The sequence below is a fragment of the Yersinia alsatica genome, assembly GCF_902170305.1.
GTDB lineage: Bacteria > Pseudomonadota > Gammaproteobacteria > Enterobacterales > Enterobacteriaceae > Yersinia > Yersinia alsatica.
On the sequence record NZ_CABHWW010000033.1, the window covers coordinates 174824 to 200749 of the forward strand.

The window sequence follows — 25926 nt, forward strand, 5'->3', positions numbered from 1 at the left end:
AACTTCTCCCTACTTTGCGACCCCTGGCCCCTGTATGAACAGCGCCATAGATTCAAGATGCCCGGTGTGGGGAAACATATCCAACATTCGCACCTGGGCAAGACGGTAACCGGCGGCTAATAACACCTGACTATCTCGTGCCAGCGTGGTGGGATTGCAAGAAACATACACCACCCGCTTTGGCGCCAGCTTGACTATATGTGACATGACCCCGGCCGCACCTGCGCGTGCGGGATCTAATAATACTTTATCGAACCCTTGTGTCGCCCACGGCTGACAGCTGATATCGGATTCAAGATTTTCATGAAAAAATGACGCATTGGGTAGCGTGTTATTGAGTGCATTATACTGCCCATTCGCTACCAGCGCCGCAACTCCTTCCACACCGACCACTTCTCGCGCCAGTTTTGCCAATGGCAAGGTGAAGTTGCCCATGCCGCAGAACAGATCCAGCACCCGCTCATCAGGCTGGATATCAAGCCAGGCAATAGCCTGAGCCACCATTTGCTGGTTAACGGCATCATTGACTTGAATAAAATCTCGCGGATGAAACGCTAAGCGTAGACCCTCTATCTGGTAATAGGGATCCTCACCGAAGAGTTTTTCCAACTGGTCACTGTCGGCGGCCAAATAGACCGCGACTTGCTCTTTTTTTGCAAACTCAATTAACGCCGCGCGATCTACCTCTTTAAGGGTATCAAGGTGACGTAAAACCAGCAACGGCCCATTGTCAGCCAACACCAGCTCCGCATGCCCTAAGCGGCGCACAGCTTGCAAGGCGGATAAGCATTGATAAAGTGGTTGTAGCAAGCGCTCAAGCTCAGGTCGCAGCACCGGACAACACTTCACACAGACTAAATCGTGGGATTCGGTTTGACGAAATCCCATCTGTAATTGTTGCCGCTTTGGGTGATACAACAACCCTAATCTCGCTCGCCGCCGATAACCATATTCTGGCCCACAAATGACCGGGGCTAACTCTGGGCAACCCCCCGTCTCGCGGATTATCAGACGTTGAAGAGAATCAGCTTTGCTTTGTTGCTGTAGCTGGCTGTTGGCATGTTGCTGCTGACAGCCTCCACAAATCCCAAAGTGAGGGCAAGGAGGAGTCACTCTTTCGCTACATTGGTTCAATAATCGTTTAAGTTTACCGCGGCCATACTGGCGCTTTTGCTCGATCAGCTCAATTTCAGCTTGCTCTCCCGGCAGGGCTCCGAGAATAAAGATAGCTTTACCTTGGTGGCGCGCAACTCCCTGCCCAAAAGGGTCAAGAGAGTTTACTGTCACAGTTATCGTTTGTTTGGTCGTCACACGCCGGTTTGCAGAGTAGAATTGCGCCATATTGATTGATCAAGCATCAGTTTCGTAAGCTGCTAATTCTCCCACATTGGAATACCATGACCAAATACAGTCTTCGCGCGCGCATGATGATTTTAATCTTGGCCCCCACGCTGCTTCTTGGGCTGTTACTCAGTACTTCCTTTATGGTCAACCGCTATAATGAACTGCAAAAACAATTGGTTAATGCAGGCACCAATATTATCGAACCGCTGGCTGTTGCCAGTGAGTATGGAATGACCTTTCGCAATCGCGATACCGTACGTCAGTTGATTAATCTACTTCACCGCAGACACTCGAATATTGTTCGGTCGATATCGGTTTTTGACGCCGATAATAATCTTTTTGTCACATCCAACTATAATTACAATTCCTCACAATTAAGGTTACCCAAAGACGACCCCATCCCCAGTTCGCTGATGCTTTCCTATCGTGGCGACTCCTTAATTATGCGAATGCCTATAGTTTCGGAATCCAATCTCTCCAGTGACCGAACGTCGGATTCAGATATCACCAACCGGCCATTAGGCTATATCGCCATGGATTTGGATTTACAATCGGTGCGCTTGCAGCAATATAAAGAGATCTTTATTTCAACGCTGTTGCTGCTGTTCTGCATGTGTGTGGCCATTTTGTTTGCTTATCGCCTGATGCGCGATGTCACCGGCCCTATCCGTAATATGGTCAATGCCGTTGACCGCATTCGCCGTGGGCAGTTAGACAGCCGAGTTGAAGGGCATATGCTCGGTGAGTTGAATATTCTGAAAAATGGCATCAATTCGATGGCTATGTCATTGGCGGCCTACCACGAAGAGATGCAGCAAAATATCGATCAGGCCACCTCAGATTTGCGTGAAACGCTAGAGCAGATGGAGATCCAAAACGTCGAATTGGGGCTGGCGAAAAAGCGGGCGCAGGAAGCGGCGCGAATTAAATCCGAATTCCTCGCCAATATGTCCCATGAGTTACGAACTCCGCTCAATGGGGTAATTGGCTTTACCCGCCAAACATTGAAAACCTCACTTACGCCGACTCAAACAGACTATTTACAAACTATTCAGCGCTCAGCCAATAATCTGTTATGCATCATTAATGATGTTTTGGACTTCTCCAAACTGGAGGCCGAAAAACTGGTTCTTGAACATATTCCGTTCCCATTACGAGGCGCGCTGGATGAAGTCATTATTTTGCTGGCACATACGGCCCATGAAAAAGGTCTGGAACTGACGCTGCATGTTAATAAGGATGTCCCGGAGCAAGTCATCGGAGATGCCATGCGTTTGCAGCAAATCATCACCAACTTGCTGGGTAATGCCATTAAATTCACCGAACAGGGCAATATTGACATTCTGGTGGCGGTACAGGCAAAAACAGTGCAGCAAGTGACCATTGTGGTAGAAATTCACGATACCGGTATTGGTATCTCGGAATCCCAGCAGAGTCAGTTGTTCCAGGCTTTTCGTCAAGCCGACGCCAGTATCTCGCGCCGTCACGGTGGTACTGGGCTGGGGCTGGTCATTACCGAAAGATTGGTCAAAGAGATGGGCGGCGACATCAGCTTCCACAGCCAGGTTGATCGCGGCTCTACTTTCAGATTCCACCTCACGTTGGATCTCAATGAAGCGGTTCACTATCGCCACCCGGATATGTCACATCTGGAAGGCAAGACTCTGGCTTATATTGAGCGCAATGCCGCAGCGGCAAGGGCGGCACTGGATATCCTCAGTATGACTCCTTTGCAGATAACCCACAGTCAGACGTTAGCCCAGCTACCGAAACAGCATTATGATTTCCTGCTGGTTGGGGTTCCCATTCCGTTCCGTAATAATATGGCTGTTCATCAGGATAAACTGATCGCCGCCATGAAGATTTCCGAGCAAGTCATTCTGGCTCTGCCTAGCCAATCACAGGTTGAGGCGGAACAACTTAAACAAATTGGTGCCAAGGCGTGCCTGATTAAACCTATATCATCCAATCGTCTCATTCCTTTATTATCTTATGAATCAGCAGATTGCGTCTTGCCAGTAATAGAGTTACCACGCAAATTACCAAAGCTTCCTTTCAAAGTGATGGCAGTTGACGACAACCCGGCTAACTTGAAATTAATTGGCACTCTGTTGGAGGAGTTAGTCGAAGAAACCGTGTTGTGTGACAGCGGAGCTAAAGCTATTGCCTATGCCCGTGAAAATACACTGGATATTATCTTAATGGATATCCAAATGCCGGAAATCGACGGGATCCGCGCCAGTGAAGTTATCCATCAGATGTCACATCATCAAGACACGCCCATTATCGCCGTCACTGCTCACGCCGTCAGAGGGCAGCAAGAACAGTTGCTAAAATTAGGAATGGCCGATTATCTGGCAAAACCTATTGATGAAGCCCGGCTGATACAGGCACTTTCACGCTATCAACCCGACAATCCTTCCCAACTCAAAGAGGAGACGGACATCCAACCTATTGCGCAATCAGAGTATGAAGGGTCAATAGACTGGATACTGGCCGTCAGACAAGCCGCAAATAAAGAGACGCTCGCTAAAGACCTCTTAACCATGCTGCTAGATTTTATGCCGCAGGTAACCAGTCGTGTACAGGCGATTCTGGCGGGTGCCCATGACGAAGATATTCTAAGTCTGATTCATAAATTCCATGGTAGTTGTGCCTGTAGCGGTGTGCCACGCTTGAAACAGCTGTGTATGATAATTGAGCAGCAGTTACGTAAACAGACAGATTTACAAGATCTGCAACCAGAGTGGCTTGAGTTGCTAGATGAAATGGACAATGTCCGCTATGCCGCCAGAAATTATTTGGGCGCAGCCTAACATCAGCGCGGCAACAGAAATGAAAAGGGCACAGCGATAATCGACTGTGCCCTTTTTATGGTCTTCATGCTGTTAGGGTATTCATACTGTTAATGTACAAATACCCGAGACTACATTAATAGCGATTACTGCATCAGTAAGTACAGTGTGGTATCACCACGCTGAATATTCAGCGCCAATACTGATGGTTTGGAATCAAGGATTTTACGCAGCTCACCCAGATTCTGAACCGGTTGCTGGTTAATACCCATGATGATATCGCCTTTTTTCAAGCCGATGCGTGCAGCAGCTGTGCCCGCTTTCACGCTATCTACTTTCACACCTTTCTTACCATTAACATCAGAATTGCTCAGTTCAGCACCTTCGATGCCGGTGTAGAGATTACCGGAATCAACCTGAGTCTGGCTGCTCTGCTCCAATGTCACTTCTACATTGACAGGTTTACCGTCACGCAGCAGGCCCAAGGTCATTTTAGTCCCTACAGGCAGAGTACCAATCTCAGCACGGAAGCCAGCGAAGCTGTTGATAGCTTTGCCATTCATGCTGACAATCACGTCACCCGCTTTGACACCTGCTTTAGCAGCAGCAGATTTTGGCAGGACCTGACTGATAAAGGCACCTTTCTGTGCATCTACGTTCATGGCTTTCGCCAGCTCAGAGTTCAGCTCTGTGCCCATGATCCCCAGCTCACCGCGTTTCACTTGACCAAACTCAACCATCTGAGAGGTCAGGTTTTTCACCATGTTACTTGGGATAGCAAAACCGATGCCGATGTTACCGCCGTCTGGTGCCAGGATCGCGGTGTTAATGCCGATCAATTCACCATTCAGATTGATCAATGCCCCACCTGAGTTACCACGGTTAATGGCCGCGTCAGTCTGGATAAAGTTTTCGTAGTTTTCTACATTCAAGCCACTACGGCCCAAAGCAGAGACAATACCGGACGTAACGGTTTCACCCAGACCATATGGGTTACCGATAGCCACGGTATAATCACCCACACGCAATTGATCAGAATCAGCAATCTTAATTGCTGTCAGGTTTTTAAAGTCTTTCAACTGCAACAGCGCAATATCAGTGCGCGGGTCTTTACCAATGACTTTCGCTTCATAGCTGCGGCCATCACTCAGTTTGACGTTGATTTTGGTCGCATTATCAACCACGTGGTTATTGGTAACGACATAACCCTTGGCGGCATCAATAATTACACCCGAGCCCAGCGCACGGAAATCCTGCTTACTTGGCGCGCCACCTTTGCTACCTGGCCCACCTTGACACATTGGTGAAGCCTGGAACGGTGAACCGTCTTGGCAGAACGGCGAATCATCGCCAAAGAACTGCTGGAATTGTGGTGGGATACCGTTAGCACCCGCATTGCTTACCTGGGTGCTCCCCTCCACATTGATACTCACAACCGAAGGCATTACCTTCTCTAGCATCGGCGCCAGGCTAGGGAGCTGCTGGCTGCTAGAAGAGGCTGTCTCTGCCGAAATGGCAGAAGAAACCGGCCCCATGGCTAAACCGATGCTCAATGCCAATGCACTTAACACTAAAGTTGTTTTTTTCATGTATTCAGGCTCTCGCTATACAAATAATAATGAATCAATAAATGGTATATAACAGACTTATCCCAAATGAATTGGCATTGCCGCTGGTATTGCATACAAATCCCGATTATCTAACTCATCTTAGTGATTCGGGTGAATGCAAACAGCAAGTTTCACAGCAACTTCAAGCAAGAAGGATATAGTCGTCTTGCATAGTAAGATTAAATATGGGGGATGAAGTTCAGATAACCAATAATTGGAAAAGTAAAAAATATTGTCCGTCTTTACAAATCTATATACCCACGTCAGTGATTCGCGAGAACGATTACTACCAGCGCCCCTGCAATTTTTAAGATGATAGCTATAGTTAATTAAACCGACAGCTCAATTTTCTTGCATACTATTCCGCAGCCATCAAACGCCGATATTCATCGTAAGCATAAAGGTCTGTCATGCCACTGATATAATCCTGAATTAAGCGAGCGCGATAATAATATTCATATATCTCATGTTGTTCTGGCGGTAATTTTCCTAGCCGCTCCGCTGATTCAGCATAAGCCAAGCGATGTTTAGTCGACAATTTATGGAACAACCGAGTCTCTATCGGATACTGACGATGACTATCTTCCGCCACCAATTGCGTAAATGCGGCTTGTGGCATAGCCAGTAGAGGGCTATAGATATCCAGTAGCCCACTAATTACCCTATATCCTTGTAATTCAAGCTGTTCCACTTCTGGGTAATTAAATACGTGTTTTACAGCTACCTTTTTAAAAATTTGCAGTAATTTACACGCCGGACTGGAATCTTCTAATAATGCCTGATTAAACGAACCTGAAAATACCTCAGGTAGGTTCTCAATAAACCGCTGCGCTGCATGAGGAACCAATTTCCCCACCGTATTGACGCGTAAATACATAAAGAACTGATCTTCTGAACTACGCCGACCTTGCCCTCGCCCTAATTGACGAAATGCACCGCCAACAACTTTATCAAACAAATCACCATGGGCAACATCGCCCCACTCTTGCATCATATGGTCATAAAGTTGTTCGACACTGAAAATATTTTTTTCAACCGCATCTTCCAAGTCTGCAATGCAATAAGAAATATCATCCGCAGCTTCCATAATATATGTCAGAGGAAAGCGATTAAACTCCCCCATATTGAGCTCGCGGCGTAAATCTTTAACATACTCTTCTTCTGCAAGATAAAAGCCCGGCTTCTTCATCAGATAGTGATGAGAGGCCGGAATATCACCTGACCAATAAGCTGGCTTAGTATATTTAAGAATACAACCGACCTGTGCATAGGTCAGATTCAATTTTAATAAACTATAAACTAGGCGAATGGCTTGGGCATTTCCTTCAAACTGGCTCAGGTCATGGCGGATTTTGCTGCGCAGGATATTGAGCCCGGTTTCCCCTTCTCGCAATTTTAACGTATTGACCTGACAAAGATCCTTGCCGCGTGGCTCAGCACCACCACCATTGGGATCCATCTGCTTGCTAAACCAATTATTAATGGCTGACTCACCAAAATGGCCGAAAGGTGGGTTACCGATGTCATGCATCAGGCACGCCATTTCTACAATACTTTCAAAAGGATCAAGCAGTTTATCTAACCCATAGGCGGTGATTTTTTTATCCTGCTTAAATCTATTTAATATTTCTTTGGCGATATAGCGGCCAACTTGCTGTACTTCCAATGAATGGGTTAACCGGCTGCGCACCGCAGCATTCCGCTCTAATGGGAATACTTGGGTTTTTTGCTGTAAACGCCGAATAGCGGCAGAATTTACAATCCGCCCACGGTCACTCTCAAATACCCGGGTAATATCATATTCATCTTCAGCCGAACTGGATTTACCAAATGGCCGCTGAAAACTGATTTTTTGCTTAAAGTCGATCCCAGACATCTTTCCCCCTGAGTATTTAAGTACATCCCCAAATCATTGGTGTTACGGCTAGTACGGAAGGGATAAATAGTGATACCCACTATCAGCGGAAGATGCAATTGATTACGTGCGAACTGCGGCGGATTACGCATTATCTTTGGCAAACTACCCGACAGTCTCACTTACCTGATAAACTGTTGAGTGCTAATGACAGATTAATCCACTCCTTAACTAGGCGGGTACCCACATGAAAGTAGGCATTATTGGTGCAATGGAAGAAGAAGTCACGTTACTGCGTGGCAAAATTGAAAATCGCCAAACCATCGCTCGGGCAGGTTGTGAGATTTACACCGGGCAACTCAATGGTGTGGACGTCGCTTTGCTGAAATCCGGTATTGGTAAAGTCTCTGCGGCCATGGGCACCACTCTGCTGCTTGAACACTGCCAACCAGATGTTGTTATCAATACCGGCTCTGCAGGTGGTTTAGCCTCTAACTTGAAAGTTGGCGATATCGTGATTTCTACTGAAGTTCGTTATCACGATGCCGATGTCACTGCTTTTGGCTATGAACCAGGTCAAATGGCTGGTTGCCCACCCGCTTTCGTTGCTGATGCTGACCTGATTGCCTTGGCAGAGACTTGCATCGGCCAGTTGAATTTAAATGCCGTACGCGGCCTGATTTGTAGCGGTGATGCCTTCATTAATGGTGCAGCTCCTTTGGCTCGCATCCGTGAAACTTTCCCGACAGTTGCCGCTGTTGAAATGGAAGCAGCAGCGATTGGCCATGTTTGCCATCTATTCAAAACTCCTTTCGTTGTCGTGCGCGCCATTTCAGATGTGGCTGACCAAGAGTCTCATCTCAGCTTTGAGGAGTTCTTGGTTGTCGCGGCTAAGCAGTCGACGCTGATGATCGAAGCAATGTTAACCCAGTTGGCGCAGCGCGGTTAATGGTGTGGCTTAGTTTTTTCTCCCAGCCACGAACAGCAATCATTAGGCCTCAAGCTGCAATAATATTGTCGCTTGGCCTATTGATGCTGAGTGCGTTTATGTCACGCGCTATGGCTGTGGAGCGGATTATCAGTTTATCACCCAGTACCACAGAATTAGCCTATGCCGCTGGGCTGGGCGATAAACTGATTGCAGTAAGCGCTTACTCAGACTACCCAGAAGCCGCTAAAAAGCTTGAACATGTGGCTTCCTGGCAAGGGGTAAATGTAGAACGAATTCTGGCATTAAAGCCTGATTTGATCCTCGCCTGGCGAGGTGGCAATCCGCAGCGCCCGCTGGAGCAACTGGCTTCTTTTGGAATTCCGATCTTCTATTCCGATCCGGTTAATATTGATCAGATTGCAGATGATCTGGATAAACTGGCCCAATACAGCTCTCACCCTGAGCAAGCACATCAGGCCGCAGAGCAATTGCGCCAACAGGTTGCAGAGTTACGTTCCCGTCATGCTCGCAGTCAGCCATTACGGATTTTCCTGCAATTTGGTACGCAACCACTGTTTACCAGTTCAGGTCATACGTTGCAGAGTGAGGTCATCTCGCTGTGCGGCGGTGAAAATATTTTTGCCAATAGCCGGGTTCCTTGGCCGCAGGTCAGCCGTGAACAAGTGATCATCCGCAAACCACAGGTTATTGTTGTCAGTGGCGATGAGTCTCAGACCGAGAACATTAACGCTTTCTGGCGGCCCCAACTTGCAGTCCCTGTGATAGCACTTAATGAGGACTGGTTTAATCGCGCCGGCCCACGTATTCTGCTCGCCGCGAAGCAGCTGTGCCAGCAAATGGCCAGCCTCCCATCTCCTGTGGCGGAGTCACATTAATGCTGGTCTATTGGCTGGATATTTTAGGTACTGCGGTATTTGCTATCTCCGGGGTGTTATTGGCGGGGAAGTTGCGTATGGACCCTTTTGGCGTGCTGGTTTTGGGTGTGGTGACAGCCGTCGGCGGGGGCACGATACGCGACATGGCCTTAGCCAATGGCCCCGTGTTTTGGGTGAAAGATCCCACTGATCTGGTTGTTGCGATGGTAACCTGTCTGGCAACGATTTTGCTGGTACGCCAACCACGACGAACACCTAAATGGATCCTGCCAGTGCTGGATGCCATTGGTCTGGCGGTATTCGTGGGGATCGGGGTCAATAAAGCCTTTGCCGCCGGAGCCAGCCCGCTGGTGGCTATCTGTATGGGGGTGATAACCGGTGTCGGCGGTGGGATTATCCGCGATGTTTTAGCTCGTGAGATCCCAATGATCCTGCGTACTGAAATTTACGCCACCGCCTGTATCATTGGTGGCATAGTCCATGCAACGGCATTTTATACTTTTGGGATGCCATTACAGCAAGCAATGATGCTGGGTATGGTAATAACCTTAGGTATTAGGCTGGCTGCGATTCGCTGGCGCTTAAAACTGCCGACGTTTGAGATAGAGCATTAAAGTACCGCAAGAAATTGAGCATTCTCTGAGTGGATTAATTTGCGTACAATTCATAAACCGTCGTGATACCCCGTGCCTACCGTTTCTATAACGAGAGGCACAGTAGTTAACTATTCACTACAATTAACGCAATAAATCTTCAATTTTTTAAAAATTTAGCCGATAAGTACAGCTAAGCAGCAAATGAATGACTCCCGATGAGCTTACTCAAGTTAGAGATTCAGGCAAGTGAGTGCAACTAACAACGATGTGGCGTCAAGTAAGCAGGATATTATCCAAATTAATTGACGTTACAGCTATGCAGCAAATAAATGAGTCCCGATGAGCTTACTCAAGTAAGTGATTCGGGCGAGTGAATGCAGCTAACAACGCTGTGGCGTCAAGTAAGCAGGATATCCCCATTTAGCTGACTAAGTGGGACACCGCTGTTATACATTTTATTGATAATTATGAAATATTTAATGTTTTATTTTTGGCTGGCATTGTTTGCCTGTCCGTCGCTGGCTCAGGGGCTAAGCGGCACAATAGATTTAAACCTGACTATCGTGCCAGCTTGTCAGGTGCAATCTCCGAATCAAAATGAATACCTGGATAATGACTCGAAAAGAGATTATCCACAAATACAATGTAATAGAGGGAATGGATTGATTACAGAACCTAGAGTCAGCCATTCCTTTATTGCCTCTGATGGTTCGTTACTTGGCAAAACCAGTGCCAATCCAAGGGTGCAATTGATTACTGTAGAATGGTAAAAATTAGATGTAAAAAAACCGCAGCTTTGAGAGTTGCGGTTTTTTTTATCGAATACTTGGCAGAAAATTCGCTCCGAACTCATTGATATAAGAGCACGGCTAAACCTGTTAGTGACTCGGGTCAGTAGGCGCAGCTAACACCGTTATTGCGCCAAGGACGAAGGGTAAATTAGATACTGAAAGAAGAACCGCACCCACAGGTACTCTTCGCATTCGGATTCGTCACGATAAAACGCGAACCTTCTAATCCTTCAGTGTAATCTACGGCGCCGCCGACCAGATATTGTAGGCTCATTGGGTCAACGACCAGTTCAACACCTTGTTTTTCAATGGTCATATCACCATCGTTGATTTGATCATCAAAGGTAAAGCCGTATTGGAACCCGCTGCATCCGCCACCGGTAATGTAAACCCGCAGCTTCAGATTTGGATTTTCCTCATCAGAAATCAGCAGTTTAACTTTTTTTGCCGCCGCCTCGGTAAACTGCAGGGGCAGTACTGTTTCGTCGCTCATACTCATTACTCCCAACCGGTGTTCGAGTTGCAGGTTACTACAATGGCAGCCTGATCTGTACCCAATAAACTTGAAAAAGATAACGGGCCTGTATATCAATTATCTAATACCTGAGTATTTCATTCAAGTATTGCTGGCCAATGTTATATATTATCTACCTGTTTGAGGGGGACTTTCAACCACGGCTTGTTGTGCCGCTGTCTCTGCTGCTGCCTGCTCTTGTCTTTGTAATGTGCGGGCTAAAATAGCTGAATACAAGGGCTGGCCGCCCATAAACTGCGCTAACAGTGTTGCTCCCAGACAGGTCACAATCATCGGTAAAATAAGCTGATAATTATCAGTCATCTCCAGCACCAGCACGATTCCTGTTAGAGGGGCACGTACCGAAGCGGCAAATAATGCCCCCATTCCGGCAATGGCGAAAGTGCCAGCATCAATATGGTATTCTGGGAAAAAATGCGCGCAGGATAAACCAAACGCGGTACCCAGAATGGTACCTAGAGCCAGCATCGGGGCAAATATCCCCCCCGGCGCACCAGAGCCAAAGCACAGTAAAGTCGTTATCACCCTGGCAATAAAAATGAACAGCAGCATGCCAATACCAAAATTACCCGCCACCGCAATTGGGATTAATGCAAAACCACCGCCTACAGCATCACCATGAATCAGTGCCAATAAACCACACATTCCCCCCAACAGGCCGCCGATCAATACCAGCTTGCGCCAATCACCACCGTGAAAACGCATAAACATATCTTGTGTGCGAAAGATCAGCGCATTGAATATCACGCCAACAGCACCGAAAATAATACCCAGCAACAAATAGAGCCATAGGGTATTCAGCGGGACATCACTGAGCTTACCCACATCAATAACCGCACGTTCACCATTAAAATAACGATAAACAATGGTCGAGGTAATAACCCCGACAAATACCGCTTTGATAGATACCAGGCTGTAGCGGAACTGCGATCGCATCTCTTCAATGACGAACAATATTCCGGCTAGCGGAGCATTAAAAGCGGCGGACAGACCGGCAGCGGCACCCGTTGCCAACAATGAGTGACGCGCTTCGGGGCTGCGTAAACGGAAAATATCGACAATCATTCGCCCGCTGTTACCCCCCATTTGCACCATCGGTCCTTCGCGGCCTAACACCATGCCAGCCCCTAACGTACCCAGCCCGCCAATAAACTTAACCGGAATCACCCGCCACCAGCGAACCGGGCGCATCTCTTCCATTGCCCCCTCAATTTCCGGTATCCCCGAGCCACCGGCTTCTGGAGCAAAACGGCGTACCAAAAAATATCCGACCATTGCCAGCAGCGCCGACATAATAAAAGCCAGTGGCCAAACAAAAATGGCAACATCCGCCACCTTAGCCAGTGTTGCCAGCCTTTGTTGCGTAATCCAATCCACTCCGCGATCAAATCCAACGCCTAGCAAGCCCGTCACTACGCCGACGAGAGCCGCCATGATAAGAATCACTAAGGGTGTTTTGTCACGGTTTACCAATGCATTAATAAAGCGGCCACGTTTAAGTTCAGGAATGTTTTGAGAGGATATATTTTGCTTTGAATCAGTCATAGTTTATATGCTTACCAGTTAAACAATAAGTAATACAAATGAGCGATGGACTGATTCTAGCTTACACGTCCACATTGTGCCCGCTTAAACGTCGACAAAACGATCTGTCGCTGCAAACGACCATAACTCCGATTTGCGGCACGCCGCGCAAGCTTGCAGTTAAATACACCCAATCATTTGATAACCGCCGCCAGTTCTTTAGAATAAGCCGCATTGTTTATTACTCAGTAAAAATGTTATGGCTGAGTAAAGTGTTTATTGCCAAGGCTGATGTTACCAACACGAATGTCGCCAAGCCCAATTCAGGAGCCCGTTTATGAGTAAATCCGAAAGTCTGTATGCCCAGGCAAAACAGTTGATCCCAGGTGGGGTTAACTCTCCGGTGCGTGCATTCACCGGTGTTGGTGGCGTCCCATTATTTATTGAACGTGCTGATGGCGCTTATCTGTTTGATGTGGATGGTAAAGCCTATATTGATTATGTTGGCTCTTGGGGGCCAATGGTCTTAGGCCACAATCACCCGGCAATTCGTCAGGCGGTAATTGAAGCTGTCGAGCGCGGCCTAAGCTTTGGCGCACCAACCGAAATGGAAGTCAAAATGGCTGAGTTGGTCACGAATTTAGTGCCAACCATGGATATGGTGCGGATGGTTAACTCCGGTACCGAGGCGACCATGAGCGCTATTCGTCTGGCTCGCGGTTTCACTGGTCGCGATAAAATTATCAAGTTTGAAGGCTGCTATCATGGCCATGCAGATTGTCTGCTGGTTAAAGCCGGTTCCGGTGCCCTAACCCTCGGTCAACCAAACTCACCAGGGGTGCCAGCCGATTTTGCCAAACACACATTGACCTGCACCTATAACGACCTTGCCTCGGTACGCGAAGCCTTTGAGCAATATCCACAAGAAGTCGCCTGTATTATTGTCGAACCTGTCGCTGGCAACATGAATTGCGTCCCCCCATTGCCGGAGTTCCTGCCAGGCCTGCGTGCACTGTGTGATGAATTTGGTGCACTGCTGATCATTGATGAGGTCATGACCGGTTTCCGGGTAGCATTAGCCGGGGCGCAAGATTATTACGATGTTGTCCCTGACCTAACCTGTCTGGGTAAAATCATCGGTGGCGGTATGCCAGTCGGCGCGTTCGGTGGCCGTCGTGATGTGATGGATGCATTAGCACCAACAGGCCCGGTTTATCAGGCGGGAACATTGTCTGGTAACCCAATCGCAATGGCTGCGGGTTTTGCCTGTCTGACTGAGGTGGCTCAGGTCGGCATCCATGAGACCCTAACAGAGTTGACCGACTCACTGGCTACTGGTCTGCTACATGCCGCAAAAGCCGAGAACATTCCGCTGGTGGTTAATCATGTTGGTGGGATGTTTGGCATATTCTTTACTGATGCCGAGACGGTGACCTGCTATCAGGATGTAATGAATTGCGATGTTGAACGTTTCAAGCGCTTCTTCCACCTGATGCTGAAAGAAGGTGTTTATCTAGCTCCTTCTGCTTTTGAAGCCGGTTTTATGTCAGTTGCACACAGCAAAGAAGATATTCAGAAGACGGTAGATGCCGCTCGTCGGTGCTTCGCTCAACTGTAATATCAATCAATATGTTAACCATCTCCTCAATCAGGGAGATGGTTAAAAATAAAATCATGTTTTCTAAAATAGTACCGATTAGATTTACTATCGATTAATCTTATTAAGTAATTCAGGTATATCAATATATTGTGACGAATTACTATCACTACCATTCCAACCTGGCCCTAGCGGAATAGTTGGAATTTCCACTTCAATTGGGCAATAATTTATTATGCTATTAATTACCGGTTGAATAACATTTGAAAACATAGCTAAAGAGTCAGTTAATATATCAGCCTTAAGTAATATACTAAGGATTAAAAGTAATAAGCTATAGATTAATACAGCTTTAACAATACCTTTTCTATCAACATGATGAATTCTATGATTATGTCCTTCATAATTTATTTCAGTCATATTATATCCCTCTAATATAATAATCATTAACTAATTGGCAGGTTATTTTAAAATAAGGTATATAAAACAGATGGATAAGCCACAACACTAAGTAGATAACAGCCAGATTAAGTTAGATTATAATTAACGTCAGAAACAATCAACAGAGACTCTGCTGGTTGTTTTTACATTATCATATAGGAGTGGGCATACAATACACTTTATTAAAGTGGCACTAAGTTTAATAAATAAAAACCTATAATTAGACATTTAATATTTTAAATATCATAATTTTATATGTGTCTATTTAAATAGTTATAATAAAAAACCAAACACCTGCCCCACAGGAACAGGTGTTTGTCAGTAATACGCGGTTATCGCCCCTGTTTACGCAATAAATAAACAAAATAGGGTGCGCCAATGAAGGTGGCTAACAACCCGGCAGGGATCTGATTCGGGAATAGCAGCATCCGGCCACACCAATCGGCGAAGACCATGAGCAAACCACCTAAAATAGCGGCGATAAACAGTTGCGGGATGGCGCGGCGGAAACCCAGCATACGAGCCATATGTGGAGCCATCAATCCGACAAAGCTTAACGGCCCCACCGTCAACGTAGCTGCTGCGGTCATTGTGGCGGCCAACAGCAAGATAGCCAACCGGCTGGGGGCCAGTGCCACACCTAATGCCCTCGCTGTCACACTGCCCAACGGTAAAATCATTAGCCAGCGGCGGCACAGTGGCGCCAGTGCCATCAGCACCAAGGCGATGACTCCGGTACTCAATGCCTGTGGGCCATCAACGCCATAGGTAGAACCTGAAATCCATGCCAGCAGGCCGCGCATCCGAGGATCGCCACTGGCCAGCAACATGGTAATGACAGTGGTAAAGGCGGTGCTCAGCGCGATCCCCGCCAATAACATTCTGCCAGGAGAGAACCCGCCCCGTCCGGCAACCACCAAAATTAGGAGTAAGGTCGCCGCGGCCCCTAGGCTCCCGGCGGGCAACAACCATACCAGCGCATTGCCGGGCACGATAAACATCATGATCACGACACCGAAAGAAGCCCCGGAGCTGATACCCAGCACTTCAGGGCTAGCCATTGGGTTGCCCGTCAGTTTTTGGATTAATGTCCCTGCCACCGCCAGCATCATACCGGCTGCTAATGCTGCCAATACCCGCGGCCAGCGCCAATGTAATAGTGCCTGAACATCATCACCAGAAATCCAGCTCCAGCCTTGGCTGTCGCGACCAAACATCAGCGCCAGCGTTAACCCGGCCAGCAGTAACAGCAGACCGCCACTCACCCACCATGCCAAATGATGCCGCTCAGCCGGGACATTGTCGCCAAAATCCATGCTCGGTGCGGTCGCGCTATGTAAGCGCGGCAATAGCCATAGCAATAGCGGTGCACCAATCAGTGCTGTTGCCGCGCCAGTCGGGATCTCTTGCCAAACTTGTGCCAGCCAGAGGATGCTTTGATCCGTAACCCATAGCAGCAACGCGCCCAAGAGTGGGGCCAAAATCAAGCGCTGCGATAGCCGTCTGGCACCTAAAATTTTCGCCAATAGCGGAGCGAACAGACCAATAAAGCCAATCACACCCACAGCATTAACCAACATGGCGCTGAAGATAATAGCCAGCCCCAAAGCACTCAATCGTGCCAATGACAGCCCTAATCCCAGATTGCGGGCAACACCATCATCCAGCCCCAACAAAGTGAGTGGGCGAATCAATAATGCCGCCAAAACGCCAGTTATCAGTAACCGAGGCAACAAAAACTGCACCGTACTCCAATCCTGCTGATTCAGTGCACCACTGCTCCACAGGAACAGCCCTTGCAGTTGGTCATAATTAAATAGCGCTAGCAGATTACTGACCGCACTACAGTAAAGCCCGAGCACCAGCCCCGCCAAAATCAGCGTGACTGGCGACATGCGTTTGCCCCAAGCCACACCAAATACCAGCACGCCAATAGTAATGCCGCCAGCCATAGCGGCCAGTTGGCGGGTTAGTTCACCGCCGGGCAACATCCACAACGTGGCAACAGTCAGGCCAAGCTGAGCCCCAGCAGCCACACCCAGAGTCGCCGGTTCGGCCAGTGGGTTACGTAATACTTGCTGGAACAAAACGCCCACCAGCCCTAATCCCGCACCGGTAAGCAGTGCTACTACCAAGCGGGGAAGTTGGCTGTAATGAAATAGCATTTGGTGCACATCGTCGCTGTCGGGTTGCCATAAAGCTATGCCCCAAAGCGCGGCTGGCAATACCTGATTCAAATTATGCAGTGTCAGCGCCACGGCAATAATCAACAGTAAGACAAGTAAGCTGGCAGGCATACACCAGCTTTTACGTAAGTTCATGGCCATCATGAAGTTTTACCCCAAACCGACTCCAAGAGGCGTACAAATCGCATGGCCGATAATGTCGCGCCATAGAACCAGGCCGCGGGCAGTATCTGTAATTGGTTTTGGCGAACAAACGACATAGATTGCCACAATGGCGTATTGCTAACCTGCTGTAACATTTCACTATTACCATGAACAAAGCAAATTGCTCTAGTCGGTTTTATAGTCGCTAAACGTTCAATACCCACCACGGTGCTGCCCCAAAGATTGGTTTCACCTTGCCAGGCATTTTTGATATTCAATTCGTTTAATACATCTTGGAACAAGCTACCTTGACCAATAATCAAGGCATGGCGAGTATCCAATAGAGAAAACATCAACAATGATGTTTTTCCATCATCAAACAGGCGCTGCCGAGCGGCTTGCATAAAGTGGTTAAAATCGCTGATATGCTGTTCTGCCGTGGCTTCTAACCCCAGTCGCTGCCCCAATGCACGCAATGATTCTTTGCCTGTCGCCAGCGGTGAACTGCCCGCTTTATTGAAGGAAAAACTCATTGAAGGTGCGATAGGCGCGAGTTTTTCTGGCGAGGGGCCGAAACCTTCGGACATCAGGATCAAGGACGGTGCCATTTGCTGGAGCAATTCTAAATTGGGTTCGGTGCGCAACCCAACATCAATGACACTAGCCGGCAGTTCTGGCTCTTCCACCCATAAACGGTAAGTATGTATATCCGACACACCATAGGGAGTGACTCCCAGAGCCAGCAGAAGCTCAGCGGGCATCCACTCCAGTGCTACCACTCGGTGGCTATCAACTTTAGGAGGGGTCAACGCCCACCCCGGCAATGAATAGAGTAATGGTGATAATGCCAATGCGGCGAGCAGTCTGCGCCGGGTGTGGTCCGGTGCTGTCAAATGGGGCTGTTCCATAGGTAAATAGGCTTTCATTAATAAACGAAACTTACCGGCGCACCACCGGCCGGGTGCGGTAATATTCCCATCGGAATGCCGTAAATTTGTTCCAACACGGAGGATTGCATCAGACTGTCCGCTGGGCCTTGCGCTATCATCTCGCCGCCACGCAATGCCACCAAATAGTCACAGTAGCGGGCTGCCATGTTGATATCGTGTAATACCGCAATGACGGTCAGACCGCGCTCATGACTGAGGCGCTGAATCAGCCCCAACACTTCAACCTGATGAGCAATATCCAGTGCCGAAGTTGGTTCATCGAGCAGCAGACAGCGGCTATTTTGCGCAACCATCATTGCTAGCCAGGCGCGTTGGCGCTCGCCACCAGATAAACTATCTACCAACCGATTTGCCAGTGGTTTTAGATCCACCAGCGCAATCGCCTCTTCCACTTGTTCACGATCTTTCTGACGAAAACGACCTAATGCGCCATGCCACGGATAGCGGCCTATTGCCACCAATTCGCGCACCGTCATCCCCTCTGCCGCCGGTAATTGCTGAGGTAAATAAGCCACTTCACGGGCAAAAACCTTGCTGTCCCACAGGGCCAATGGCACATCATTGAGCAACGCCTCTCCACTGGAGGGTGGCTGATGGCGGCCCAGCATTTTTAATAGTGTCGATTTACCAGAACCATTGTGACCGATAAGCCCACAGACTTTCCCCTGTGGGAAGGTGAGTGACAGTGGCTGTAATAAGGTTCGGCCAGGAACCGAGAAACTCAGCTCACGGAGTGTAAATATGCTGGATTGGCTTGCCTGTTGGTCCAAGATGGTGCCCTGCGATTTAAATTTAATGGGTGCCATTTCACTAAGGCAGTTGTTAACTAACATAGTTGTTAACGGATGCCTTAGTTATTGCAACCCAAACGTTATCGATAAATAACGAGAAAGTGAATCGAAACGATAATAATTATCAAAGCAAGTAGTTTATGCGTAACCTACGGCGAACTGCAAGCGCTAAGCCTGATGACTTCAAGGGGGAAAGGCCGTGGAAGGGTAAAGCAGACGAACATATTTGAATGAGGATGAGGATGGGCACGATAACGGTGCCCATCCCCAGAACATGATTACTGACCGAACATATCTTTGATCCAACCCGCAACACCGTCGCCGTCAGGTTTGGCTTGCTGCGCTGGCTGAGCGGCCTGACACAACCCTTGCGGGTTCTCAGTCCAAACCGGAATCGAACGCATGCCGCTCCCGTCGCCACAGACAAAGTTCCCTGCCGAATCAATACTCATCTGGCTGATCCCCTCTGGGGGCTGCAATACCAGCGGCAATGGTGTTTGATTCTCAAGATAACGGCGATACAAAGTCAGTGCCCCGTTAGCCCCGGTCAATTTGGCCGGGCCATTGTTGTCACGGCCAACCCAAGCAATCGCGACCTCCTTGCCGTCAATACCGGCAAACCAGCTATCACGCAGGTCGTTGGTGGTACCGGTTTTCGCCGCCAGATTGTATTTAGAGAATTTCACTGACAATGAACGCGATGTCCCACGCGCCACCCCTTGTTGCATGGCATACAGAGTCAGATAAGCCGCTTGTGCCGGGACCATTCTCTCCGCCTGTGGGAAGCTTTGATACAGCACCGTGCCATCTTCAGCAATCACCGAGCGCACAGCGGATAATGGCGCACGATTTCCGCCACTGGCGATAGTCTGATATTCCTGCGCCACTTCAATCGGCGTCAGGTCAATTGCCCCCAGTAACATGGCCGGAACCGGATTAATCACCGCTTTCGGGATACCCAGACGTTGTAACATAGCGCTGATTTGATCCAACCCAACGGACATGCCCAGATTGACGGTTGGCACGTTCAAAGAGTTCGCCAAAGCATCGACTAACATCACCTGTCCACGGAACTGACGATCATAGTTTTTCGGCTGCCATGTTGAGCCGTTGGGCAATTTAATCGACAGCGGTTGGTCCGACAGCCAAGTATTGAGGCGATATTTATCTGGCTCGCTCAAGGCGGTCAAATAAGTTGGCGGCTTGGCCAGTGACCCCACCAAGCGGCGTGCTTGCATGGCACGGTTAAACCCGGCAAATTGTGGCTGAGCACCGCCAACCATGGCACGAACTTCGCCACTAAAGCGGTCAACAATCACCATCGCCGCTTCCAAATCATCCAGATGACGAGCAGCCTTCAGTGCCGGAATCCCATCTTCGATGGCTTTTTCTGCCGCATCTTGTGAAACCGGGTCTAGCGTGGTGAAAATTTTCACCCCGGACAAGTCATTAATCTTGTCACCCAACTTCTGCTGTAGTTCCTGACGTACCATCTGCATAAACGCAGGCTGAGGCGTGATAACCCCGCCTTTCGGCTGCACCCCTAGTGGGCGGGCGCTCAGCATGGTATAGAGTTCGCCGTCAATGACCCCCTGATTCTGCAACAAACGCAGCACCAGATTACGCCGTTCAAGCGCCAGTGTCGGGTTACGCCACGGGTTATACAGCGACGCCCCTTTCACCATCCCCACCAGCATGGCTTGCTGGTCAAGGCTCAGTTCATTCACCGGACGACCAAAGTAATACAAGCTTGCCAACGGGAAACCACGAATTTGATCACTGCCACTCTGCCCGAGATACACTTCGTTCAGGTACAGTTCCAAAATGCGATCTTTGCTGTAGCGGTAATCCACCAACAGCGCCATGTAGGCTTCGTTAAGTTTACGCCACAGTGAGCGCTCGTTAGTCAGGAACAGGTTTTTGACTAACTGTTGAGTCAGTGTACTGCCCCCCTGCACTGCTTTACCGGCAGTCAGGTTGGCAACGACGGCGCGGCCAATAGAATAGGGGCTGATACCGTCATGCTCGTAAAAATGGCGGTCTTCCGTCGCTAGCAAGGTATCGACCAGCAAATCAGGGAAACCAGCGCGCGGCACAAACAGGCGCTGCTCACCATTCGGTGATTGCAACATGGTAATCAGCTTAGGATCGAGGCGCAGGAAGCCAAAATCACGTTGATTATCCAGATTTTGGATCCGTGCCAGACGATCATCTTTAAAGATCAAACGCGCACGGATCTGACCCTCTTTAGCATCAGGGAAATCAAATGGGCGGCGCAAGATATCAATGCTATCGCCCTGCACAGTGAACTCACCAGGGCGAGTCATCCGTGTAACCTGACGGTATTGCATCCCTTCCAGCAAATCGATCATCTCTTTTTTGCTGTAGGACATCCCCGGTTCAAGGCTAACCATACGGCCATATACGGCAGCAGGCAGTTGCCAGACCTTGCCATCAATACGGCTGCGGATTTGCGAGTCGAGGTAAACGCCATAAATAGCCAATACCACCGCGCCAACCAGGAACAGTTTGATAAATAAGCCAAGCCAACGGCGTTTTTTGCGGGGCGGACGTGATGCTACCTTTCTTGGCATCGGTTCTTCCTCGTCGTCATAGTCATCATCGTCGTGGTCTTCGTCATCCAAATAATCTTCTTCTTCGTATTCATCTTCATCACGCCGCCGGCGCAATGGCCGTTTTGGTGCAGCTTTGGGTTGGGCTTTCTTGCCCTTGCGCCCTATTGGCTCGCGGTCATCCCCAGACATGTATTTCTCTCCACGCGCATTGGCGATTATTGCGGCTTAATGTGTCCCCCAATTAACCAAATAGAAAGGGGAAACATCTGAAATTATGGGCTCTTAGCCCTGTGTATCACTTATCCTGATACTTCTTGGTTCTGCGAGTGGGCCGAGTATTGGCAGGGTCATCTGGCCAAACATGTTTGGGATAGCGCCCTTTCATCTCTTTTTGCACCTCGCGATAGGCTCCCTGCCAGAAAGCGGCTAAATCGCCGGTAATCTGTAGTGGTCGATGGGCCGGAGAAAGCAGTTCAAGCACCACCGCGACCCGCCCACTCGCCAGCATCGGGCTATGCTGTTCGCCAAAAACTTCCTGCAAACGCACCGCCAACACCGGGGGCCGGTCGACATAGTAACGGATTGGCAGACGGCTACCGGTCGGCACAGTGTAATGAGTTGGCAGCTCAGTATCCAGCCGTTGACGTAACTGCCAACTCAATAAGCGAGTCAGCGCTTCCGAGAGATTCACTTGCCGTAATCGGCGCAAATCCCGCACACCAGACAGTGACGGCAGCAGCCATTGCTCAAGCTGGCTCAGTAAACTGTCGTCATCGACGGCCGGCCATTGCTCTTCAGATAGCCAAAGACTGGCGCAGTGCAGCCGGGTACGGAGCTGTTCAGCACTCTCATCCCAGTTAAGCACCTGTAACCCTTGCTCACGCACCCAGTTTAGCAGGGCGGATTGCAATGCTTCATCACTCGGTTTGGCCAACGGCTGGGCTCGTAAGGTCAAACGCCCAATTTGCCAGCGCCGCCAGGCACGCAATGTGCCTTTTGCTTCATCCCACTCCACCACCGTCCGTTCTTCAACCAGACGGGGCAATTGCTTCGCCAGTTGTTCAACATCAATGGGCAGTGCCAGTAAAATGCGCGCATCCGGCCCGCTGTTGCTTTGCAATAAGCTTGCAGCCACTAACCAGGGAGTGCGTGATAGCGCCTCGTCTTGCGCCATTGCAGCCCCCATGCCGTTAGCCAGTAGATAGCGGCCATCCTGTCCTCGCGCACTCGCAATGCGGTCAGGATATGCCAGCGCCAATAATTGGCCGGCGATATCGCTATCTACAGTTCCAACACGGGCATTAATTCTTTGCGTCAATTGCCTTGCTCGCCGCTGCCAATGGGACTGTGGGCAGCTAAGCCAGTGATGTAAATCAATTTGACCAGAGCGAGGAGGTTCTTCCAGAATGGCGGCCAGCAGCGCCGCGGTTGCCAGTGCATCCGGGCTTTGTCCAGCGGCAAAACAGAGCATCGCGGCCAAACGCGGCTCACACCCCAGATTTGCCATCGTGCGCCCAGTAGCAGTGAGCTGACCATTCGAGTCGGTAGCCCCCAAGCGCCGCAATAAATCACTGGCGACAGAAAGTGCGGCCTGCGGCGGTTGATCAAGCCAACTGAGCTGGCTCGCCTCCTGACATCCCCAGTTCAGCAGATCCAGCCACAAGCTGCATAAATCACTATTAAGAATTTCTGGCTCACTGTATTCCGCCGCGCGTTCAGCCTGCTCTTTGGCAAACAGATGCCAGCAGATACCCGGCTCTAGCCGCCCGGCACGTCCAGCGCGCTGCACCATCGAAGCCTGACTTATCCGCTGAGTCACCAAACGGGTCAGCCCGTTTTTGACATCAAAGCGCGCCACCCGTTCCAAACCACTATCAACAACCAAGCGGATCCCTTCGATAGTCAGGCTGGTTTCGGCAATATTGGTCGCCAGTACCACTTTGCGTCGCCCTGCCGGGGCTGGCTGAATCGCTTTTTGCTGTTCACTGAGGGGTAAAGCGCCGTACAGCGGGCAAAGGTCAGTATCACTGGCGACCTCGCCCTGCAACCGCTCAATGACACGATGAATTTCCCCGACGCCGGGTAAAAATAGCAGCAAAGAGCCAGTTTGCTCGTTCAATAAGCGCTTAACCCGGTTAGCCACTCCATCTTCTAACCGCTCATGGCTAGACAGCGGCTGATAGCTACGTTCCACAGGAAAACTGCGCCCAGCGGAAACAATGGCCGGTGCAGAGGGTAATAGCGCAGACAGGCGCTGATTATCCAACGTCGCGGACATGATCAACAGCTTGAGGTCGTCACGCAGCCCTTGTTGCACATCCAGCAACAGCGCCAGCGCTAAATCGGCCTGCAAACTGCGCTCATGGAACTCATCGAGAATAACCAAAGACACTCCCGTAAGCTCCGCATCCTGTTGCAGCATGCGTGTCAAGATACCTTCGGTAACCACTTCCAGGCGGGTATTCGGCCCGCTTTTACTTTCGGCTCGCATGCGATAGCCCACGGTGTGGCCGGGTTGTTCACCCAATTGTTGCGCCAAGCGGTATGCCACATTTTTTGCCGCCAGCCGCCGTGGTTCCAGCATGATAATGCGACCATCAATAAACTCACTGCATTGCAGGATTTGCAGCGGTAACCACGTCGATTTCCCTGCCCCGGTGGGGGCATGGAGCAAAACTTGCGGTGAGGTGCGCAACGCAGACAATATCTCGCTAAGCACTTCACCTACCGGCAAAGCGGCCATCTGCGCATCACTTTCTCTCTGACTCACCCCCACATTCTTCTCCATGCTCTCTACTTTTATCATCGGTCATTGTAACATCATGACCGTATAGCGTATTTAGCCGAGTGATTATGCCAACCTGATGATTAATGCTGTCGATAAAACAATCGTGAACAAAACCATGCTGAAGACCGCGAGTCCTCGCCGCCTGTTCTTTGCTCTGACACTGCCGAAGACCATGCAGCGGCGCATTGTACAATGGCGAGCAGATAACTTCTCGCCAGAGGCTGGCCATCCTATTGCTGCGGCCAATCTTCACCTGACGCTGGCGTTCCTCGGCGAGGTCAGTGCCACCAAAGCTCAGGTATTGCAGCAACAAGCGGGGCGCATCAGTCAGCCGGGTTTTGACGTGACACTGGATGATATCGGCCACTGGCCCGGTTCCGGTGTGGTCTGGCTCGGGTGTAAGAATCCGCCACGCGGTCTGCTGCAGTTGGCTCAGCTACTGCGCTCTCAGGCGGCACGCAGCGGTTGTTACCAATCACCACTGCCCTTTCATCCCCATGTCAGCTTGCTACGTGGCGCTACCCGCCCGGTCGCGATACCGGCTAAAACCGCAAACGAAAGCTTCCGTGCAAGCCATTTTTCATTATATGAATCGGCATTGGTGCGCGGGCGTACCCGTTATAACATTGTGCAAAGCTGGCCACTGGTGAGCAGCGAAAGGACATCCGATGGCGTCTAGCCCACAGTCATTTTCTCATCCCCAATTACTGTCGTTTAATCCCCGGTTACAACCGGCCACACTTATCCTGCGGTATAAACGCTTTTTAGCTGATATTGTGACGCCCGCCGGAGAAACATTAACTATTCATTGCGCTAATACTGGAGCCATGACCGGTTGTGCAACTCCAGGAGATACGGTCTGGTATTCGACCTCGGATAATCCGAAACGTAAGTATCCTCATAGTTGGGAGTTAACACAGACCCAAACTGGTGATTGGATATGCGTAAATACCTTACGTGCCAATGAGTTAGTCAGCTCTGCAATAGATAATAACCACATAGTTGAATTATCTGGTTACACTTCTGTCAAAAGAGAGATTAAATATGGGGACGAGAACAGCCGTATAGACTTGTTATTGCAGGCAGAAAATAGGTCTAACTGCTATATTGAAGTCAAGTCGGTTACCTTATTACAGCAACAGTGTGGGTATTTCCCGGATGCCGTCACCCTGCGGGGTCAGAAGCATCTCAGGGAGTTACAAAGCATGGTTGCCAGCGGTCACCGGGCGGTACTTTTTTTTGCCGTATTGCATACGGGCATCAAGCAAGTCGCTGCGGCCCGACACATTGACAATCGCTATGCAGAATTGCTGGCCCAGGCTCAGCAAGCAGGAGTGGAGGTGATTTGCTACGGTTTTCAACTATCGCCTGACGGTATCGCGCTGGATGCTCGTTTACCGTTATTACTGGACGAAACGCTCAATCCATAATGCTTAATAAAGAAGCAACTATTGGGTAAAGCCGCTCGCCAAATACGCCTTCCTTCACAGCATTGTCAAGCAGGCGACAGGAATAATTGCCAACCTACCTTCCTTCTGTTATTTATAGCGGCCTGATTTTTCCCCGTATTGGGGAT

Annotated in this window: 20 protein-coding genes; 9 read left to right on the forward strand and 11 right to left on the reverse strand. The window is 49.4% G+C overall.

What is annotated here, in order from left to right:
• Positions 1-9 precede the first annotated feature (9 nt).
• On the reverse strand, positions 10-1341 hold the full coding sequence (gene rlmD, locus FTA96_RS19965; RefSeq protein ID WP_134957576.1) for a 23S rRNA (uracil(1939)-C(5))-methyltransferase RlmD: 1332 nt from the start codon (positions 1339-1341) through the stop codon (positions 10-12).
• A gap of 56 nt (positions 1342-1397) precedes the next feature.
• Between rlmD and barA the strand changes: the two genes are divergently transcribed.
• The gene (gene barA, locus FTA96_RS19970) at positions 1398-4160 is read left to right on the forward strand and encodes a two-component sensor histidine kinase BarA (RefSeq protein WP_050106501.1); all 2763 of its coding nucleotides are present in this window, start codon (positions 1398-1400) and stop codon (positions 4158-4160) included.
• A 125-nt stretch (positions 4161-4285) separates the two neighbouring features.
• Here the strand turns inward: barA and degP are convergent, their stop codons facing one another.
• Both degP and dgt read right to left on the reverse strand, forming a co-directional pair.
• Complete coding sequence (gene degP, locus FTA96_RS19975; protein WP_050121510.1) at positions 4286-5728, reverse strand: serine endoprotease DegP; 1443 nt, start codon at positions 5726-5728, stop codon at positions 4286-4288.
• Between the two features lie 379 nt (positions 5729-6107).
• Positions 6108-7625 carry a dGTPase gene (gene dgt / locus FTA96_RS19980; RefSeq protein ID WP_050106503.1) on the reverse strand — a complete coding sequence of 506 codons (1518 nt, stop codon included), beginning with the start codon at positions 7623-7625 and terminating at the stop codon, positions 6108-6110.
• Positions 7626-7851: 226 nt separating this feature from the next.
• On the opposite strand from dgt, the gene mtnN reads away from it, so the two are divergent.
• The 4 genes from mtnN to FTA96_RS20000 all read left to right on the forward strand — a co-directional run bounded on the left by mtnN (position 7852) and on the right by FTA96_RS20000 (position 10797).
• Positions 7852-8553: a 5'-methylthioadenosine/S-adenosylhomocysteine nucleosidase gene (gene mtnN / locus FTA96_RS19985; protein WP_050106504.1), complete on the forward strand. Its 702-nt coding sequence runs from the start codon at positions 7852-7854 to the stop codon at positions 8551-8553.
• A gap of 83 nt (positions 8554-8636) precedes the next feature.
• The gene (gene btuF / locus FTA96_RS19990; RefSeq protein ID WP_145574703.1) at positions 8637-9431 is read left to right on the forward strand and encodes a vitamin B12 ABC transporter substrate-binding protein BtuF; all 795 of its coding nucleotides are present in this window, start codon (positions 8637-8639) and stop codon (positions 9429-9431) included.
• Positions 9431-10045: a TRIC cation channel family protein gene (locus tag FTA96_RS19995; protein ID WP_019211026.1), complete on the forward strand. Its 615-nt coding sequence runs from the start codon at positions 9431-9433 to the stop codon at positions 10043-10045. The genes btuF and FTA96_RS19995 overlap by 1 nt, the downstream gene beginning before the upstream one ends.
• A gap of 461 nt (positions 10046-10506) precedes the next feature.
• The gene (locus FTA96_RS20000; protein WP_145574706.1) at positions 10507-10797 is read left to right on the forward strand and encodes a hypothetical protein; all 291 of its coding nucleotides are present in this window, start codon (positions 10507-10509) and stop codon (positions 10795-10797) included.
• A gap of 169 nt (positions 10798-10966) precedes the next feature.
• On the opposite strand, the gene erpA is transcribed toward FTA96_RS20000, so the two are convergent.
• Together erpA and clcA are read right to left on the reverse strand one after the other, a co-directional pair.
• A complete protein-coding gene (gene erpA / locus FTA96_RS20005) occupies positions 10967-11311 on the reverse strand; it encodes an iron-sulfur cluster insertion protein ErpA (RefSeq protein ID WP_004706254.1) in 345 nt (114 codons plus the stop codon).
• A 150-nt stretch (positions 11312-11461) separates the two neighbouring features.
• Complete coding sequence (gene clcA / locus FTA96_RS20010; RefSeq protein WP_050133196.1) at positions 11462-12898, reverse strand: H(+)/Cl(-) exchange transporter ClcA; 1437 nt, start codon at positions 12896-12898, stop codon at positions 11462-11464.
• A 38-nt stretch (positions 12899-12936) separates the two neighbouring features.
• Here clcA and FTA96_RS23345 point away from each other — a divergent pair, with 38 nt between their 5' ends.
• Entirely contained in the window at positions 12937-13218 is a 282-nt protein-coding gene (locus FTA96_RS23345) for a hypothetical protein (protein WP_050133198.1), read from the forward strand.
• Positions 13215-14495: a glutamate-1-semialdehyde 2,1-aminomutase gene (hemL, locus tag FTA96_RS20015; RefSeq protein ID WP_050133200.1), complete on the forward strand. Its 1281-nt coding sequence runs from the start codon at positions 13215-13217 to the stop codon at positions 14493-14495. Before FTA96_RS23345 ends, hemL begins: the two co-directional genes overlap by 4 nt.
• A gap of 87 nt (positions 14496-14582) precedes the next feature.
• Here the strand turns inward: hemL and FTA96_RS20020 are convergent, their stop codons facing one another.
• The 6 genes from FTA96_RS20020 to hrpB all read right to left on the reverse strand — a co-directional run bounded on the left by FTA96_RS20020 (position 14583) and on the right by hrpB (position 24350).
• Positions 14583-14894, reverse strand: coding sequence for an E492 group microcin (locus tag FTA96_RS20020; protein ID WP_186371262.1), 312 nt, complete (start codon positions 14892-14894; stop codon positions 14583-14585).
• 353 nt (positions 14895-15247) lie between these two features.
• On the reverse strand, positions 15248-17245 hold the full coding sequence (gene fhuB / locus FTA96_RS20025; protein WP_145542240.1) for a Fe(3+)-hydroxamate ABC transporter permease FhuB: 1998 nt from the start codon (positions 17243-17245) through the stop codon (positions 15248-15250).
• Complete coding sequence (gene fhuD, locus FTA96_RS20030; protein ID WP_145574709.1) at positions 17242-18171, reverse strand: Fe(3+)-hydroxamate ABC transporter substrate-binding protein FhuD; 930 nt, start codon at positions 18169-18171, stop codon at positions 17242-17244. The genes fhuB and fhuD overlap by 4 nt, the downstream gene beginning before the upstream one ends.
• Positions 18171-18965 carry a Fe3+-hydroxamate ABC transporter ATP-binding protein FhuC gene (fhuC, locus tag FTA96_RS20035; protein WP_145574712.1) on the reverse strand — a complete coding sequence of 265 codons (795 nt, stop codon included), beginning with the start codon at positions 18963-18965 and terminating at the stop codon, positions 18171-18173. Before fhuC ends, fhuD begins: the two co-directional genes overlap by 1 nt.
• A 299-nt stretch (positions 18966-19264) precedes the next feature.
• Positions 19265-21751, reverse strand: coding sequence for a bifunctional glycosyl transferase/transpeptidase (gene mrcB / locus FTA96_RS20040; RefSeq protein WP_145574715.1), 2487 nt, complete (start codon positions 21749-21751; stop codon positions 19265-19267).
• 106 nt (positions 21752-21857) lie between these two features.
• Positions 21858-24350, reverse strand: coding sequence for an ATP-dependent helicase HrpB (hrpB, locus tag FTA96_RS20045; RefSeq protein WP_145574719.1), 2493 nt, complete (start codon positions 24348-24350; stop codon positions 21858-21860).
• Between the two features lie 76 nt (positions 24351-24426).
• On the opposite strand from hrpB, the gene thpR reads away from it, so the two are divergent.
• Positions 24427-25029 (forward strand): RNA 2',3'-cyclic phosphodiesterase, encoded by a 603-nt coding sequence (thpR, locus tag FTA96_RS20050; protein ID WP_145535054.1) that lies wholly within the window; start codon positions 24427-24429, stop codon positions 25027-25029.
• Positions 25019-25780: a DNA/RNA nuclease SfsA gene (sfsA, locus tag FTA96_RS20055; RefSeq protein ID WP_050106513.1), complete on the forward strand. Its 762-nt coding sequence runs from the start codon at positions 25019-25021 to the stop codon at positions 25778-25780. Before thpR ends, sfsA begins: the two co-directional genes overlap by 11 nt.
• Positions 25781-25926: the final 146 nt, after the last annotated feature.

What these genes read in the sequence shown, in the direction of transcription:
- rlmD (WP_134957576.1), bottom strand. Translation starts at nt 1,341, where the DNA reads ATGGCGCAATTCTACTCTGCAAACCGGCGTGTGACGACCAAACAAACG.
- barA (WP_050106501.1), top strand. Translation starts at nt 1,398, where the DNA reads ATGACCAAATACAGTCTTCGCGCGCGCATGATGATTTTAATCTTGGCC.
- degP (WP_050121510.1), bottom strand. Translation starts at nt 5,728, where the DNA reads ATGAAAAAAACAACTTTAGTGTTAAGTGCATTGGCATTGAGCATCGGT.
- dgt (WP_050106503.1), bottom strand. Translation starts at nt 7,625, where the DNA reads ATGTCTGGGATCGACTTTAAGCAAAAAATCAGTTTTCAGCGGCCATTT.
- mtnN (WP_050106504.1), top strand. Translation starts at nt 7,852, where the DNA reads ATGAAAGTAGGCATTATTGGTGCAATGGAAGAAGAAGTCACGTTACTG.
- btuF (WP_145574703.1), top strand. Translation starts at nt 8,637, where the DNA reads ATGCTGAGTGCGTTTATGTCACGCGCTATGGCTGTGGAGCGGATTATC.
- FTA96_RS19995 (WP_019211026.1), top strand. Translation starts at nt 9,431, where the DNA reads ATGCTGGTCTATTGGCTGGATATTTTAGGTACTGCGGTATTTGCTATC.
- FTA96_RS20000 (WP_145574706.1), top strand. Translation starts at nt 10,507, where the DNA reads ATGTTTTATTTTTGGCTGGCATTGTTTGCCTGTCCGTCGCTGGCTCAG.
- erpA (WP_004706254.1), bottom strand. Translation starts at nt 11,311, where the DNA reads ATGAGCGACGAAACAGTACTGCCCCTGCAGTTTACCGAGGCGGCGGCA.
- clcA (WP_050133196.1), bottom strand. Translation starts at nt 12,898, where the DNA reads ATGACTGATTCAAAGCAAAATATATCCTCTCAAAACATTCCTGAACTT.
- FTA96_RS23345 (WP_050133198.1), top strand. Translation starts at nt 12,937, where the DNA reads ATGAGCGATGGACTGATTCTAGCTTACACGTCCACATTGTGCCCGCTT.
- hemL (WP_050133200.1), top strand. Translation starts at nt 13,215, where the DNA reads ATGAGTAAATCCGAAAGTCTGTATGCCCAGGCAAAACAGTTGATCCCA.
- FTA96_RS20020 (WP_186371262.1), bottom strand. Translation starts at nt 14,894, where the DNA reads ATGACTGAAATAAATTATGAAGGACATAATCATAGAATTCATCATGTT.
- fhuB (WP_145542240.1), bottom strand. Translation starts at nt 17,245, where the DNA reads ATGATGGCCATGAACTTACGTAAAAGCTGGTGTATGCCTGCCAGCTTA.
- fhuD (WP_145574709.1), bottom strand. Translation starts at nt 18,171, where the DNA reads ATGAAAGCCTATTTACCTATGGAACAGCCCCATTTGACAGCACCGGAC.
- mrcB (WP_145574715.1), bottom strand. Translation starts at nt 21,751, where the DNA reads ATGTCTGGGGATGACCGCGAGCCAATAGGGCGCAAGGGCAAGAAAGCC.
- hrpB (WP_145574719.1), bottom strand. Translation starts at nt 24,350, where the DNA reads ATGGAGAAGAATGTGGGGGTGAGTCAGAGAGAAAGTGATGCGCAGATG.
- thpR (WP_145535054.1), top strand. Translation starts at nt 24,427, where the DNA reads ATGATTAATGCTGTCGATAAAACAATCGTGAACAAAACCATGCTGAAG.
- sfsA (WP_050106513.1), top strand. Translation starts at nt 25,019, where the DNA reads ATGGCGTCTAGCCCACAGTCATTTTCTCATCCCCAATTACTGTCGTTT.